Source organism: [Mycobacterium] fortunisiensis (assembly GCF_019050325.1).
Lineage (GTDB): Bacteria > Actinomycetota > Actinomycetes > Mycobacteriales > Mycobacteriaceae > Mycobacterium > Mycobacterium fortunisiensis.
Genome location: NZ_VOMB01000010.1, coordinates 231,450 through 245,525 on the forward strand (window position 1 = coordinate 231,450; position 14,076 = coordinate 245,525).

At 67.6% G+C, this 14,076-nt stretch carries 18 protein-coding genes and 1 riboswitch; of the genes, 9 read left to right on the forward strand and 9 right to left on the reverse strand.

The genetic code is table 11. From position 1 onward, the window contains the following. The 3 genes from FR943_RS26640 to FR943_RS07815 form a co-directional block, all read right to left on the reverse strand. The gene (locus FR943_RS26640) at positions 1–1,773 is read right to left on the reverse strand and encodes a PPE family protein (protein ID WP_275957433.1); all 1,773 of its coding nucleotides are present in this window, start codon (positions 1,771–1,773) and stop codon (positions 1–3) included. 34 nt (positions 1,774–1,807) lie between these two features. Continuing rightward, positions 1,808–1,991, reverse strand: a riboswitch (cobalamin riboswitch). Positions 1,992–2,096: 105 nt separating this feature from the next. Further along, positions 2,097–3,608 (reverse strand): flotillin family protein, encoded by a 1,512-nt coding sequence (locus FR943_RS07810; RefSeq protein WP_217155766.1) that lies wholly within the window; start codon positions 3,606–3,608, stop codon positions 2,097–2,099. Between the two features lie 67 nt (positions 3,609–3,675). Then, the gene (locus FR943_RS07815; RefSeq protein WP_217155767.1) at positions 3,676–4,170 is read right to left on the reverse strand and encodes an NfeD family membrane protein; all 495 of its coding nucleotides are present in this window, start codon (positions 4,168–4,170) and stop codon (positions 3,676–3,678) included. A gap of 332 nt (positions 4,171–4,502) precedes the next feature. Here FR943_RS07815 and infA point away from each other — a divergent pair, with 332 nt between their 5' ends. The 8 genes from infA (at position 4,503) to truA (ending at position 9,191) form a co-directional block, all read left to right on the forward strand. After that, positions 4,503–4,724 (forward strand): translation initiation factor IF-1, encoded by a 222-nt coding sequence (gene infA, locus FR943_RS07820; protein ID WP_003418601.1) that lies wholly within the window; start codon positions 4,503–4,505, stop codon positions 4,722–4,724. 86 nt (positions 4,725–4,810) lie between these two features. Next, positions 4,811–4,924 (forward strand): 50S ribosomal protein L36, encoded by a 114-nt coding sequence (gene rpmJ / locus FR943_RS07825; protein WP_003879483.1) that lies wholly within the window; start codon positions 4,811–4,813, stop codon positions 4,922–4,924. Positions 4,925–5,138: 214 nt separating this feature from the next. Further along, the gene (rpsM, locus tag FR943_RS07830) at positions 5,139–5,513 is read left to right on the forward strand and encodes a 30S ribosomal protein S13 (RefSeq protein ID WP_217155768.1); all 375 of its coding nucleotides are present in this window, start codon (positions 5,139–5,141) and stop codon (positions 5,511–5,513) included. A gap of 5 nt (positions 5,514–5,518) precedes the next feature. Beyond that, positions 5,519–5,932, forward strand: coding sequence for a 30S ribosomal protein S11 (rpsK, locus tag FR943_RS07835; RefSeq protein ID WP_004571524.1), 414 nt, complete (start codon positions 5,519–5,521; stop codon positions 5,930–5,932). A 14-nt stretch (positions 5,933–5,946) separates the two neighbouring features. Continuing rightward, positions 5,947–6,552, forward strand: a complete 606-nt coding sequence (gene rpsD, locus FR943_RS07840) for a 30S ribosomal protein S4 (protein WP_217155769.1) — start codon at positions 5,947–5,949, stop codon at positions 6,550–6,552. 84 nt (positions 6,553–6,636) lie between these two features. Beyond that, positions 6,637–7,689, forward strand: coding sequence for a DNA-directed RNA polymerase subunit alpha (locus FR943_RS07845; RefSeq protein ID WP_217155770.1), 1,053 nt, complete (start codon positions 6,637–6,639; stop codon positions 7,687–7,689). A gap of 73 nt (positions 7,690–7,762) precedes the next feature. Continuing rightward, the gene (gene rplQ / locus FR943_RS07850) at positions 7,763–8,305 is read left to right on the forward strand and encodes a 50S ribosomal protein L17 (protein ID WP_217155771.1); all 543 of its coding nucleotides are present in this window, start codon (positions 7,763–7,765) and stop codon (positions 8,303–8,305) included. A 16-nt stretch (positions 8,306–8,321) separates the two neighbouring features. Continuing rightward, a complete protein-coding gene (gene truA / locus FR943_RS07855) occupies positions 8,322–9,191 on the forward strand; it encodes a tRNA pseudouridine(38-40) synthase TruA (protein WP_217155950.1) in 870 nt (289 codons plus the stop codon). 19 nt (positions 9,192–9,210) lie between these two features. Here truA and FR943_RS07860 read toward each other — a convergent pair whose 3' ends face one another. The 4 genes from FR943_RS07860 to FR943_RS07875 form a co-directional block, all read right to left on the reverse strand. Beyond that, the gene (locus FR943_RS07860; RefSeq protein ID WP_308170502.1) at positions 9,211–9,864 is read right to left on the reverse strand and encodes a cutinase family protein; all 654 of its coding nucleotides are present in this window, start codon (positions 9,862–9,864) and stop codon (positions 9,211–9,213) included. A gap of 63 nt (positions 9,865–9,927) precedes the next feature. After that, positions 9,928–10,572: a cutinase family protein gene (locus FR943_RS07865; RefSeq protein ID WP_308170494.1), complete on the reverse strand. Its 645-nt coding sequence runs from the start codon at positions 10,570–10,572 to the stop codon at positions 9,928–9,930. A gap of 23 nt (positions 10,573–10,595) precedes the next feature. Beyond that, on the reverse strand, positions 10,596–11,276 hold the full coding sequence (locus tag FR943_RS07870; protein WP_217155773.1) for a cutinase family protein: 681 nt from the start codon (positions 11,274–11,276) through the stop codon (positions 10,596–10,598). A 15-nt stretch (positions 11,277–11,291) separates the two neighbouring features. Then, complete coding sequence (locus tag FR943_RS07875) at positions 11,292–12,347, reverse strand: EamA family transporter (RefSeq protein WP_217155774.1); 1,056 nt, start codon at positions 12,345–12,347, stop codon at positions 11,292–11,294. A gap of 91 nt (positions 12,348–12,438) precedes the next feature. Between FR943_RS07875 and FR943_RS07880 the strand changes: the two genes are divergently transcribed. Beyond that, on the forward strand, positions 12,439–12,990 hold the full coding sequence (locus tag FR943_RS07880; RefSeq protein WP_217155953.1) for a CGNR zinc finger domain-containing protein: 552 nt from the start codon (positions 12,439–12,441) through the stop codon (positions 12,988–12,990). A gap of 8 nt (positions 12,991–12,998) precedes the next feature. On the opposite strand, the gene FR943_RS07885 is transcribed toward FR943_RS07880, so the two are convergent. Both FR943_RS07885 and FR943_RS07890 read right to left on the reverse strand, forming a co-directional pair. Next, positions 12,999–13,358 (reverse strand): DoxX family protein, encoded by a 360-nt coding sequence (locus tag FR943_RS07885; RefSeq protein ID WP_217155775.1) that lies wholly within the window; start codon positions 13,356–13,358, stop codon positions 12,999–13,001. Continuing rightward, positions 13,355–13,966 (reverse strand): TetR/AcrR family transcriptional regulator, encoded by a 612-nt coding sequence (locus FR943_RS07890; RefSeq protein WP_217155776.1) that lies wholly within the window; start codon positions 13,964–13,966, stop codon positions 13,355–13,357. The genes FR943_RS07885 and FR943_RS07890 overlap by 4 nt, the downstream gene beginning before the upstream one ends. Positions 13,967–14,076 lie beyond the last annotated feature (110 nt).

Below are 14,076 nucleotides of genomic sequence, written 5' to 3' on the forward strand. Positions count from 1 at the left end.
TTAGCCGTTGTCCCCGTCGGCCAGCCAGGTGTTCGGAAGCATTGGAGTGACGGCGCCGCTGCCGAACTCGTCCCCGGCCAGCGTGGCGAGCCCGGCCGGAGGCGCGGTGCCCTCCCGCGGGGCGGAACCGGCGAAGCCGAGCCTTCCGGTGCCGCGGTCCGAGGGCATGGCCACCGGATCGGGCACCAGGTCCTGATCCAAGTACATGTACTTGTGCCCGCGCCCGTGCATCCCGACTTTCTCCCGGCGTCGGCGATGACGCGGCTCCGCAGCATCTTCCACAGGCTCGGCAATATCAGTCTCGTCGGCGGCCGGCTTGGAGGCCGTCTTCTTGCGGGTTCTGCTTCCCGCCGATCGACGGGCACCCATGTCCAAGCCGCCGACCAGGTACCCGTAGGCAGGCATGGACACCGACGGCGGACCAGCCGGCGTCGGCGGCGGGGCAGGCGGCGGTGCGGGGGCTGGGGTAGCTGTCGGCGTCGGTGTCGGCGCGGGTGCGGGGGCTGGCGCAGGGGCAGGTGCAGAAGGCGACGGCTGAGCCATTGCCAGGCCGGCTGACGGCGCGGGCGGAGGTGGCGGCGCTACCACGGCCTCCGTCGTGGCATGGTGCGCCAGCGCCCCGATTCCCAGGCCGCCGACCACTCCGACCGGGGCCAGCGCGGTCGTGGCGGCCAGCGCCGGCACCAACGCGGGGAGCAAGGCCGTCTGGGTGATCGTGTAGTTGAGCACCTGGATGGTGTTGCCGATCGTGGACCCGATGATCTCCACCATCGCCAGCGGGATGACCACACCCAGGGCCTGGGGATTGAACAGCGCGGTGTACAGGACCGCGATCAGGTCGTCGATGATCACCTTGCTGGTGAACACGATGTAGGACACCGGGTCCAGTGGCACCGAGAAGATATAGGCCAGGGTGGCGGGGTTGAGATAGCTCAACGGGTTGCCGGTCCAACCCAGCCACGACCCCGGCACCCCGATTGGCGGCAGCAGATTCGATCCGTTCTGCAGCCCGGCAAAGAAATCGGCCAGCGGATCCGGGATACCGGTGTAGCCGATCTTGTTGAAGAACTCCTGCAGCTCGACGTAGAGCGGATACTGGCTGCTGTCGGGATAAGGCGCTTGGGGGACAAGGCCTTCGAGCCAGTTGGCGAAGTCGGTGAACCACTGCGGGGGCTCCGGCGCGGCTTCCGGGGCCGAGTCCGCACTGTCCAGCGTCTTGAGCATCGCGGACTCTACCTTGAGCATCGGTGGCGCCGCCTCGAGCTGTGGCACCGAGGTCACCGAGACGTCCGCCGTCGCCTCGTAGGTGGCCATCACCGTGGCGGCCTGTGCCCACATCCGGGCATAGTCGGCCTCGTTCAGCGCTATCGGAATGGTGTTGACACCAAAGAAATTCGTGCCCACCAGCACCGCGCGCGCGGCGTGGTTGGCGGCCAGCTCAGCCATGGTCGGCATGGCCGCCAGTGCGCTGGCATAGGCCCCCGCGGCGGTCTGCAGCGCGGCGGCCGTCGACGTGGCCTGGGCTCCGGCGCGCAGTAGCCACGCCAGATAGGGGCCGTTGGCGGCCACGTACGCTTCCGCGGATGGACCCATCCAGGTCTCGGACTGGACTGCGCCGAGTACTGCGGTCAGCTCTTCTGCGGTGGAGTTGTATTCCGCCGCCAACGTGGTCCACGCTGCGGCGGAGGCTAGCAGTGGGCCGGCGCCGGGGCCGGTGGACAACAGGGACGAATGGACCTCAGGCGGCGACGCCGCCCAGACAGAGGCAGGCAAGGGGACCAGCTCTCTTCGGGGTACACCGCCCCGAGACGAAGGACGCGACGATGTGAGTGTCCTGACTCTCGGATCAACGCTCGCCTCGCCTTCCAACTCCGTTAAGAGCCGTGGCTTTTGAGGGTCGCTCCCCGATCACAGTGGCGGGACCGTGCCGGATTCGCACCGGCTTCCTGCACCATCGTTGCCGTACGGCCGCATTATCGCACGTCACTGGAAGACGCAATAACTGACGCTCGCGTCGCCCGACCGCCCACGCAGAGGAAGCCGAGTAGCGCCGTGCCTCAACCGAATCAACGCACAGTCGCTGCCTGAACGCTGAATCAGTCCTGCGCGTCGCCCTTCCGGTTGAGCATGGACGCCACGTCGATGCCCGACGCCTTCAGCGACTCCAGAATGTTGGCCACCGCCAGCGGGCTGACGCCGAGCAGGCCGCCGACGGCGTCCTGGGTGTCGCGGGACCCGCCGATGATGGACAGTCGCTCGATCTCGGCCAGCGGGGAGGCGGCCGCCTCGGTCGCCTTGACCACCGAGGCCAGCACGTCGGGCAGCATCAGCAGGCGCGCGGCCTCGGCCGTGTAACCGTTGAGCGCGGCCGCGATCTCCTTCTTGCCGTTGGCCTCGGCCAGCAGCTTGGCTTCGATGCCGGCGGCCTCGGCCTGCTGCTCCACCCGCAGCGCGTCGGCCAACTCTTTCTTACCGGCGGCCTCGGCGACCAGCTTGGCCTGCAAGCTGTCGGCCTCGGCTTGCTTCTCGACCCGCAGCGCGTCGGCGGCCGCTTTGCGGGCATCGGCCTCGGCCTGGCCCTTGCGCCGCTCGGTCTCGGCGGCGGCCTCGGCGGCCAGGATCGAGGACTGGCGCGCACCTTCGGCGATCGCGATGTCAGCCTGTCGTTTCGCCTCGGCAGGTGCGATCACATCGGCCTGCAGTGCGGCTTGCGCCTGCTCGGCGCGACGCTGTTCCACCTCGATGCGGGCCTGCACCCGGGCCGCCTCGGCCTGCTCGGTGGCGATGCCGACATCCTTCTGGGCGCGGGCGTTGGCGAGCGGTCCGGCCTGGTCGGCCTGGGCGTTCTCGGCCTCGGTCTGGGCGCGCAGCCGGGCCAATTCGACATCGCGGCGCTGGTTGGCGGTGGCGATCGCGGTGTCGGCCTCGGCCTGCGCGATGGACCCCTCCTGGCGGGCCTTGGCCGACTGGATCTGGGCGTCGCGCTCGGCCTCGGCGGTGCCGACCGTGGCGTCCCGCTTGACCTCGGCGATGCGGCGCTGGCCGAGGGACTTCAGGTAGTCGTTGGCGTCGGAGATCCCGGCGATCTTGAGGACGTCGACCTCCATACCGATTCGGGCCAGGTCACCGCCGGCCTCCTCGACCACACTGCGGGCCAGGCTGTCGCGGTTGGAGTTGAGGTCCTCGACGGTCATGGTCGCGGTGATGCCGCGCAGCGAACCGGCCAGGATCTCGTTGATCTGCCGCTGCAGCTCGTTGAGGTCGGAGGTGAGGAAGCGCTGCACCGCGGTCTGCACGGCCTCGTCGGCCGAGCCGATGCGCACCAGCCCCACCGCCTCGACGTTGACCGGCACCCCGTTGTTGGACAACGCGTTCTGCAGGTTGATGCTGACGTTGAACGGCTCCAGGCTCATGATGTCGACCCGCTCGATGCCGGGCATCCGGAACCGGGCCCCGCCGCGGACCACCTTGGGGGTGCCGCGCCCGGTGAACACGGCCACCTCGTTGGGCGGCACCTTGATGTAGTTCTTGACGTAGACCAGGGGCAACACCACCAGGATCAGGATCGCGGCGATGGCGACGAGGACGACGATGAGCAGCAGGGACACGGCAGTGCCTTTCTCGGTGGGTCAGTGCTCGGGTACGGCTCGGGTTTGGAACTCGGGTTTCTGGAGCTCAGGTTTCCGGTACGGCGACGACGTGGACGAAATCCGGGTCGATATCGGCGATGTAGACGCGGGTGGCCTTGGGCAGCGCGTCGGCTTCGTCGCTCTTGGCCCGGGAGAACACCCGGTTGCCGTCGGCGTCGAGGAACGAGACCTCGCCCCAGCCGCCTGCGGGGACCTCGAGGGTGACGGTGCCGAGCAGCCCGACGTAGGAGGACCGACCCCGGTGCGAGTTGGCCTGTTGACGGCGCATGTAGGGCAGCAGCAGGCCGTTGAGGCTGAACACCAGCACGATGGCGCAGGCCGCGGCCGCCACGGCCGACCAGACGGTGCCCAGGCCCAGCCAGGTACCGATCAGGCCGCCGGTGCCGGCACCCAGCAGGCCGACCGACAGCCCGGTCAGACTCAAGAACGGCATCCCGTCGCCGTGCCCGACATCGGCGAGCAGCAGGGCGGCCAAGACGGCGACGCCGCCGACGACGAACGCAGCCAGGTACACAGCCATCACGAGCTCGTCGTCTCCGTTCCCCGGGTGCGTGGATCAGTCGTACTATTCTGACCTGCGTCGGGCTGTTGCGGTGCACCAATCTTCGGTGCTGAGATTCGGTGGCCAAGAGCTGCTCAGCCGTGATTTTGGTACAGGACGCCGAGCGGGTATTGTGGACCAACGGTGCGGCTATCGCGCCGACTTTTTGCGTGCCCCGTCTTGGAACTGCTGAATTTCTGCAACTTCGCCTCGATCTGGCCCACGTCTTGAAGTTGGCCGGTCGCAGCATCACGACGGGCTGCATTGAGACTGATGAAGCTACGAAACGAAAGCAAGGATCGCCGAAAAGTATGGCCAAGAAAGACGGTGCCATCGAGGTCGAGGGTCGCGTGGTCGAGCCTCTGCCCAATGCGATGTTCCGCATTGAGCTGGAGAACGGACACAAGGTCTTGGCCCACATCAGCGGCAAGATGCGGCAGCACTACATCCGCATCCTGCCCGAGGACCGGGTAGTGGTGGAGCTCTCGCCCTACGACCTGTCCCGGGGCCGCATCGTGTACCGGTACAAGTGACCCGATAGAAGCCCGACCAGATAACGACGAGAACCGGTGGCATGTAAGCGCGCGTCACCGATTGAGCCAGAAGGATCGAAACAGCCGTGAAGGTGAACCCGAGCGTCAAGCCCATCTGCGATAAGTGCAGGGTGATCCGCCGGCATGGGCGGGTCATGGTGATCTGCAGCGATCCCCGCCACAAGCAGCGGCAGGGTTAGTCAGGCCCCTTTCGGACCTGACCGACCACGTTGGATCACAACCACAACTGAATGATGAACTCCCAGCACCACTGAACGGATACGCCGTTCAGCTGCGATGAAAGCCAAGTGCACTCATCCACGTCCGGTACGGAGGCCGGACCCCGTCAGAGCCCTTAGGGGCTGGAGGGAACGGGCTGGGACCAGACCTCCGCAGAGAAAAGGAAACCGCCACATGGCACGGCTCGTGGGCGTTGATCTTCCGCGCGACAAGCGCATGGAGATCGCGCTGACCTACATTTTCGGCATCGGCCGTACCCGTTCGAACGAGATTCTCGCCGCGACGGGCATTGACAAGAACATGCGCACCAAGGACCTGACGGACGATCAGGTGTCGGTTCTGCGCGAATACATCGAAGGCAACCTCAAGGTTGAGGGTGACCTGCGCCGCGAGGTGCAGGCCGACATTCGCCGCAAGATCGAGATCGGCTGCTACCAGGGCCTGCGGCACCGCCGTGGTCTGCCGGTGCGTGGCCAGCGGACCAAGACCAACGCGCGTACCCGCAAGGGCCCCAAGCGCACCATCGCCGGCAAGAAGAAGGCTAGGTAACCCCGATGGCACCACCGAAGAAGGCCGCAGGCGCCAAGCGCGGTAAGACCACCCGGCGCCGGGAAAAGAAGAACGTCCCGCACGGCGCTGCTCACATCAAGAGCACGTTCAACAACACGATCGTCTCGATCACCGACCCCCAGGGCAACGTCATCGCCTGGGCCTCGTCGGGTCACGTCGGCTTCAAGGGTTCGCGTAAGTCGACCCCGTTCGCCGCGCAGCTGGCCGCCGAGAACGCCGCCCGCAAGGCGCAGGAGCACGGCGTCAAGAAGGTCGACGTGTTCGTGAAGGGCCCGGGCTCGGGCCGCGAGACCGCCATCCGTTCGCTGCAGGCCGCCGGCCTGGAGGTGGGCGCGATTTCCGACGTCACTCCGCAGCCGCACAACGGCTGCCGTCCGCCCAAGCGGCGCCGGGTCTAGGAAGGATCTAGAAAATGGCTCGTTATACCGGACCCGCCACCCGCAAGTCGCGCCGTCTCGGCGTCGACCTGATCGGTGGAGATCAGTCGTTCGAGAAGCGCCCCTACCCGCCCGGTCAGCATGGCCGCGCGCGGATCAAGGAGAGCGAATACCGCACCCAGCTGCAGGAGAAGCAGAAGGCTCGCTTCACCTACGGCGTGCTGGAGAAGCAGTTCCGCAAATACTACGAAGAGGCCAACCGCCAGGCGGGCAAGACGGGTGAGAACCTGCTCCAGATCCTGGAGAGCCGGCTGGACAACGTGGTGTACCGCGCCGGCCTGGCGCGCACCCGCCGGATGGCCCGTCAGCTGGTCAGCCACGGCCACTTCACCGTCAACGGTGTCAAGGTGAACATCCCGAGCTACCGGGTGTCGCAGTACGACATCATCGACATCAAGGAGAAGTCGCTGAACACCCTGCCGTTCGAGGTTGCTCGGCAGACCGCGGGTGAGCGTCCGATCCCGTCGTGGCTGCAGGTCGTCGGGGAGCGTCAGCGCATCCTGGTGCACCAGCTGCCCGAGCGCGCGCAGATCCAGGTGCCGCTCACCGAACAGCTCATCGTCGAGTTCTACTCGAAGTAATAAGGACACCGGCCCACACGATCGGTGGGCCGGGTCACCCAGACGGCATCAAATAGCGGGTGCCGAGAAGGAGATAGAAAAAAGATGCTGATCTCTCAGCGACCCACACTGTCCGAGGAATCCCTCGCCGAGAACCGCTCGAAGTTCGTCATCGAGCCGCTGGAGCCCGGTTTCGGTTACACCCTGGGTAACTCGCTGCGGCGCACGCTGCTGTCGTCCATTCCGGGCGCGGCGGTCACGAGCATCCGCATCGATGGTGTGCTGCACGAGTTCACCACCGTCCCCGGGGTGAAGGAAGACGTCACCGACATCATCCTGAACCTCAAGGGCCTGGTCGTGTCCTCCGAGGAGGACGAGCCGGTCACCATGTACCTGCGCAAGCAGGGCCCGGGAGCGGTCACCGCCGGTGACATCGTCCCGCCGGCCGGTGTGACGGTGCACAACCCGGACATGCACATCGCGACGCTGAACGACAAGGGCAAGCTGGAGGTCGAGCTCGTCGTCGAGCGCGGTCGCGGCTACGTCCCGGCCGTGCAGAACAAGGCCTCGGGCGCTGAGATCGGCCGGATCCCGGTCGATTCGATCTACTCGCCGGTCCTCAAGGTCACCTACAAGGTGGAGGCCACCCGCGTCGAGCAGCGCACCGACTTCGACAAGCTGATCCTGGACGTCGAGACCAAGAACTCGATCAGCCCGCGGGACGCCCTGGCCTCGGCCGGCAAGACCCTGGTCGAATTGTTCGGTCTGGCACGGGAACTCAACGTCGAGGCCGAGGGCATCGAGATCGGCCCCTCGCCGGCCGAGGCAGACCACATCGCCAGCTTCGCGCTGCCGATCGACGATCTGGACCTGACCGTCCGTTCGTACAACTGCCTCAAGCGCGAGGGTGTGCACACGGTGGGCGAGCTGGTGGCCCGCACGGAGTCCGACCTGCTGGACATCCGTAACTTCGGCCAGAAGTCCATCGACGAGGTGAAGATCAAGCTGCACCAGCTGGGTCTCGCGCTCAAGGACAGCCCGGCCACGTTCGATCCGTCCGAGGTCGCCGGCTACGACGCCGCCACGGGCACCTGGACCAGCGATGCGGGTTACGACCTGGACGCTGACCAGGACTACGCCGAAACCGAACAGCTCTAACCAGCTCTGAAGAAGAACAGTCGTCCCGGTCCTACCTGATACGGGGACCGGCCCCATTTAGGAGATAGTCGCAATGCCCAAGCCTACGAAGGGTCCTCGCCTCGGCGGGTCGTCCTCACACCAGAAGGCGCTCCTGGCCAACCTGGCCACGTCGCTGTTCGAGCACGGCCGGATCAAGACGACCGAGCCGAAGGCCCGGGCGTTGCGCCCGTACGCCGAGAAGCTGATCACCCACGCCAAGAAGGGCGAGCTGCACAACCGGCGCGAGGTGATGAAGAAGATCCGCGACAAGGACGTCGTGCACGTGCTGTTCGCCGAGATCGGCCCGTTCTTCGCCGACCGCAACGGTGGCTACACCCGGATCATCAAGGTCGAGAACCGCAAGGGCGACAACGCTCCCATGGCGGTCATCGAGCTGGTCCGGGAGAAGACCGTGACCTCTGAAGCGGATCGGGCCCGCCGGGCTGCCGCCGCGCAGGCCAAGGCCGCTGACGAGGCCCCGGCCGAGGCGGAGGCTCCCAAGGCTGAAGAGGCCGAAGAGGCTGCCGCTGAGGAGGCTCCGGCCGACGAGGCGTCCGCCGACGAGGCAGCTTCTGAGGATGAGACCAAGTCCTAACCAGGCGTTGAACGACATGCCCGCCACCGAGTCCGGTGGCGGGCATGTCGCTTTGATCCGCCTGCGCCTCGACATCGCCTACGACGGCACCGATTTCGCGGGCTGGGCGGTGCAGATCGGTCAGCGCACGGTCGCCGGGGTGATCGACGAGGCGCTCTCCACGGTGTTCCGCACCCCCGTGGTGACCCGCACCGCGGGCCGCACCGACACCGGTGTACATGCCACCGGTCAGGTGGCCCACGTCGACATTCCGGTCGACGCCGTGGCACACGCCCACCCGCGCACGACCCGCCTCGGTGACGCCGAATTCACGCCGCTGGTGCGGCGATTGGCGCGGCTGCTGCCGACCGACGTCCGGATCCGCGACGTCGTGCGGGCGCCTGCGGGCTTCGATGCCCGGTTCTCGGCGCTGCGCCGGCACTACACCTACCGGCTGAGCCTGGCGCCCTACGGTGTGGAGCCGGCCGAGGCGCGGTTCGTCACACCGTGGTCAAAGCCGCTGGATCTTGACGCGATGACCCTTGCGTCTCAGGAACTGTTGGGGCTCAACGACTTCGCCGCCTTCTGTCGACATCGGCCGGGCGCCACCACGATTCGTGATCTGCAGCGGCTGGACTGGGTGCGTGACGGGCACTACGTGACGGCCCATGTCACCGCGGATGCCTTCTGCTGGAACATGGTCCGATCGCTGGTCGGTGCGCTGCTCGCGGTGGGGGAGGGCCGACGCTCACCCGATTGGACTGCGGGGCTGCTCGGCGAGTCGAGTCGGTCCAGTGATTTCGCCGCGGCCCCGGCCCGGGGGCTGACCCTGGTGCGGGTCGACTACCCGCCGGATGACGAGCTCGCGGCGCGCAACGAGGTGACGCGCGACGTGCGGACCCGCTGACTCACAGCCACCGAGGATTTCAGAGCCGGCCGGCCACGAAGTCCGCGGCCTGGTTCACCATGCCGCCATCGATGTAGGCCCCGGCGAGGTGATCGGGCCAGTTGTTCTTCCAGGTGTTCGGATCGGCCGGGTTGCAGATCGGATCGGCACCATGGCACAGCTCGATGGTCCGGTCGGCGTAGACCGGGCTGAAGTTGCTGATCGGTCCGACCCACGCGGCGCCGTTGCCGAACAGGGCGATCGCGGCGATATGGCTGTCGGCACCGGCGGGCAGCGGGTTCTTGAAGCCCATCGCGGTGAACGGTACGGCCAGCACCACGTCGGCCACCGCGGCGCCGAGTGAGTAGCCGCCGACCACCAGTCGGGTGTCGGGACAGCTGTTCATCATGTACTGGATGTGGTTGCTCATGTCGTTGGCGCCGATGTCGACCTCGGTGTCGGCCGGGTACCGGACGGCGTAGACGCCGATGTTCTTGTTGGTCTTGGAGCGCAGCGCGTTCACGAAGGCGTTGCCCAGCGTGCCGACGCCGGCGGGCTCGGTGCGGCCACGGGCGAACACCACCTCGACCGGCGGGCAGGGGGCGGCGTTGGCCACGGCCGGCGAACCCGGTGTGACGGCGGGCGTGATCAACAGCGCGGCGGCCACCGCCGCCGTGATTGCCCCAACAGAGATCCATCGCCGAAGGAGTCGGCCAGCTGAAAGTTTGACCACCTAGGCGATCGTAGCGGATGCGGGCTACAACAGACCGGCGACGAAGTTTGCAGCGTCATTGGCCGGACCCTCGTAGTTGCGGTGCGCCGCAACGCTGTCGCCGTCGCCGCAGACCGGATCGCCCGGGTTGCACAGGTCGATGGCGCGCGATCCCCACACCGGGCTGGCGGTCAACGGCAGGCCGACCTTGGCGGTCGGGTTGCCGAACACCGCGACCGCGGCCACATGGTCGGGCACATTCGGCGGCAGCGGGGCGGTGAAGCCGACGGCGGGGAACGGAACGGCGGCGATCACGTCGATCACCGCGGCGCCCTGTGAATAGCCGCCGAGCACCATTCGGGTGTTGGGGCAGTTGTCCACCATCCACTGGATGTGTCCGCTGGCATCATTGGCGCCGCCCGCCGCGGCCAGGAAGTCGTAGCTGGCCGGGTAGTTGACCGCGTAGGCGCCGACGGAGCGCCCACCGACCTTGTTGCGCAGTGCGCTGACGAAGGCGTTGCCGATCCGGCCGATGCCCGGGCTGTCGTTGGTACCGCGGGCGAACACCACCTCGATGTCGGGGCAGTCGGCGGCCGCGGCGACCGGGACCGGTGCGACGAGGACGGCAGCGGCTGCGGTGAGCAGCGCCGCCACGTACAGCGAGCAGCGACGAACAAGATCAATGGCCACGCCAAATCCTAGCGCGCGGCCGATCAGACCAGTCCGGCGATGAACCCGGCGGCCTGCTGAATGAAAGGTGAGCTCTCATAGTGCGTGTGCGCGAAGGGGTTGCGACCGCCTGAGCAGATCGGGTCACCGTCACTGCACAGGTCGATGGCCCGGCCGCCGAACCGGCTGGCGGTCACCGGGATCCCGAACTTGGCCGACGGGTTGCCGAACACCGCGATCGCGGCGATGTTCTGGTTCAGGTCCGCGGGCAGCGGTGGAGCCGAGCCGACCTCACCGACCTTGTTGCCCAGCGGGGGTACGCCGATCAGCATGTCGACGATCGCGGCGCCCTGGGAGTAGCCGCCCAGCACCACGCGGGTGGACGGGCACTGCTCGGCGAGGGCGGCCACCCGGTTGGTGGCGTCGTTGGCGCCGTCGGCCGCGGCCATGAAGTCGTAGGTGGCCGGGTAGTTGACCCCGTAGGTGCTCACCGTGCGGCCGCCGAGCTGAGCCTGCAGCGCGTCGGCGAGTGCCTGGCCGACGCGTCCGACGCCGGGCGGCTCGCTGGTGCCGCGCCCGAACACCAGTTCGACGTCTGAGCAGGGCTCCGCACCGGCGACCGGGGTGGTGGGTGCGGTGATGGTGGCCAGGGCGGCGGTGCAGAAGATGGCTGAGGCGAGGGCGGCGAGCCGGACCGGCTTCCACAGAGAAATCACGACGGTCATAGTCACATAAAATGGTTAGCCACGGCTAATCGTTTGCCCGGGGGACGGCTCGGAGGTGGGGAAATCGGACGGGCCGGCCGGCTCGATGGGCAGGGCCGGCTCGGTCGGCAGGGCGGCGCGCTGCTCGCTGCGATCGCCCAGGCGGGTCACCGCCAGGCCCAGCAGCACCACCGCGCCGCCGATCGCCTGACGTACCGTCATGGCCTCGCCCAGCATGATCCAGGCGATCACGACGGCGAACAGCACCTCTGACAGGCCGACGAGCGAGGCGAAGCGTGGCTTGAGCCGGGCGATGCCGAGGATGCCCAGGGTGTAGGCCAGCGCGGTGGGGATCAGGCCGAGCGCGATCACCGGCACCAGCCAGGCGGTGGGGTGGCCGGCGATGGTCACCGGATGGGTGGTGAAGGCCAGCGGCATGCTGCCGCTGACGCCGAGGAGTGCGACGGCCGCGGTACCGACGATCAGGCCGCCCGCGGCCAGGCTGATCGGGCTGAGCCCGTCGCTGCCGATGCCGGCCCGGCCCGACATCATGAAGTAGCAGGCTGCGCACACTGCGGCGGCCAGACCCCAGCCCACCCCGATCAGGTTGACGTGGGCGCCGCTGAACACGTCGAGCACGAGCACGATCCCGGTGATCGCCAGGGTGACGCCGACGAAGGTGATGGCGCCGGGCCGACGCCGGCTGGTGGCCCACACCCAGCCCACGACCAGGATGGGCGCGGCGTATTCGAGCAGCAGGGCCACACCGACGGACAGGTGCGCGACGGCGTTGTAGTAGCAGAGCTGTGCGCCGGCGATCGGGAACAGGCCATAGCCAAGCACGGTCCGGGCGTGCCGGCGCACCTCGCGGACCCAGCCGGGGCGGACGAGGGAGGCGAATGCGGCCATCATCAGCGCGCCGCCGGCCAGGCGGGCGGTGACGGCCGCGGTCGGGCTCCAGCCCGACTCCATCAGGGCTTTGGCGAATGGGCCGGATGAGCCGAACGCCAGCGCGGAGCTGATGGCGAACAGCAGGCCCAGCCGGAAGTGGTTGTCGGCGGCCACGCGGTCGAGCTGGGTTGCGGCCGGCATCGCTACACCTCCCCGGATGGCGTCAGGAGTAAAATTGATTACGGTAATGACATTGGGATCGACGCTAAAGCCACTGGGGGTCATGAGTCAAATGCTTTTTACCTATGACACGGAGCTCACCCTCCGGGCCGCGATGGTGTTGGTGAACACCGATCGGGTAGACGGCGAGCGACTCACCGGCCAGCCCGCCCTGAACGCGTACCTGGATGAGTTCGGGTGGACCGGTCGCCGGGACCGCGACGACGCCGAGGTGGCGGCGGTGCGCGCGCTGCGCGGCCGGCTCGGGGGGATCTGGTCCGTCGCCGACGACGAGGAGGAGGCCGTCCGGCTGGTCAACGCCCTGCTGAGCGACACCAGGGCGGCGCCCTGGCTGACCCGGCACCCGGAAATGCCGGACTGGCACCTGCACCTGGCGTCGGTCGACGATCCGCTGGCGCAGCGCATGGGTGCCGAGATGGCCATGGCGCTGGCCGATCTGATCCGCGGCGGCGAACTCCGGCGGCTCAAGACCTGCGCGGCGCCCGACTGTACGGCGGTGCTGACCGACCTGTCGCGCAACCGCTCGCGCATCTTCTGCGACACCGGTAACTGCGGCAACCGGCAGCACGTCGCGGCTTACCGCAAGCGCCGGCGCGCGGAGTAGACCGCTGCTCAGATGAGGTAGCAGTAGACCAGCACGGCGACGGACAGTCCGAGCATGCCGAGGCAGTTCAGCCAGAACTCCTGCTTGAGAAACCGCGCGCGGTAGTGGGCGTAGGAGGCGCAGAGGAAGTAGGCGATCACCGCGACATTCGTGGCAAACCCGATGCCGGGATACTTCAGCCCCGCGAGCAAACCCGCCGTGGCCAGCAGTTTGACGACGACGAGGACCCACCACCAGTCTCGCGGAAACCCCACGCCGTCAAGGCATTTCCGGATGAACGCGGGTGGCCTGATCGACATCAGGGCATCGCCGAACAGCACCAGGGCGAGCAGGGCGGTGGGCCACCATGGGTGTGCAATGTTGGTCACTGTGTTTCTCCTGACTGTGAGACAACGAAATTGACGACTTCGCGGAGTTGATCGAGGGCGGACTGTTGTGCGGCTGCACCGCCGCCGGACATGAGGATGCCGAGGTAGGTGAAATAGACCACCCGTGCCCCGCTGGGAGCGCGCGACGGACTGATCCCGGATTCCCGTAGCGCCTGGTCGATCTCGGCGACCAGGGACAGCCCGAGGGTCCGGAAGATCTCGGATTCGTGATCGCCGCGCACGATGATCGCCGCGTACTCCCGCGAGAGCTTGGGATCGCGGCCGAAGTAGGTGATGAACGGTTCGAGCACGTTCATCACCAGCTGAACCGCGCTGGCCCCCGCTGTGCGGTCGCGACCGGCGGCGGACTCGGATTGCCGTTCGTGGTGAACGGCGGCGATCCACTCGTCGAAGATGGCGATGAGCAGCGCGTCCTTGTCGCCCACCGCCATGACGGTGCCGGTGCTGACCTGGGCGTCTGAGGCGATCTGCCTGATCGTGGTCGCGCCGAATCCTTGCTCGCGAAACAGGTGGTCGGCCGAGGTCAACACCCGTTGGCGGGTCGACTCCCGCCGGTCCGCCCTTGACTGAACACGTTCAGTGAACATGTTCAGCAGCATAGGTCGGGGGCCTGCGCCGCGGCAAGAGCGTCGAGGAGGCAGGTCCGGTTATTGGTGCGCGCCCGGCGCTTCGGGCCGGGTTACGGTGATCGCGGGGG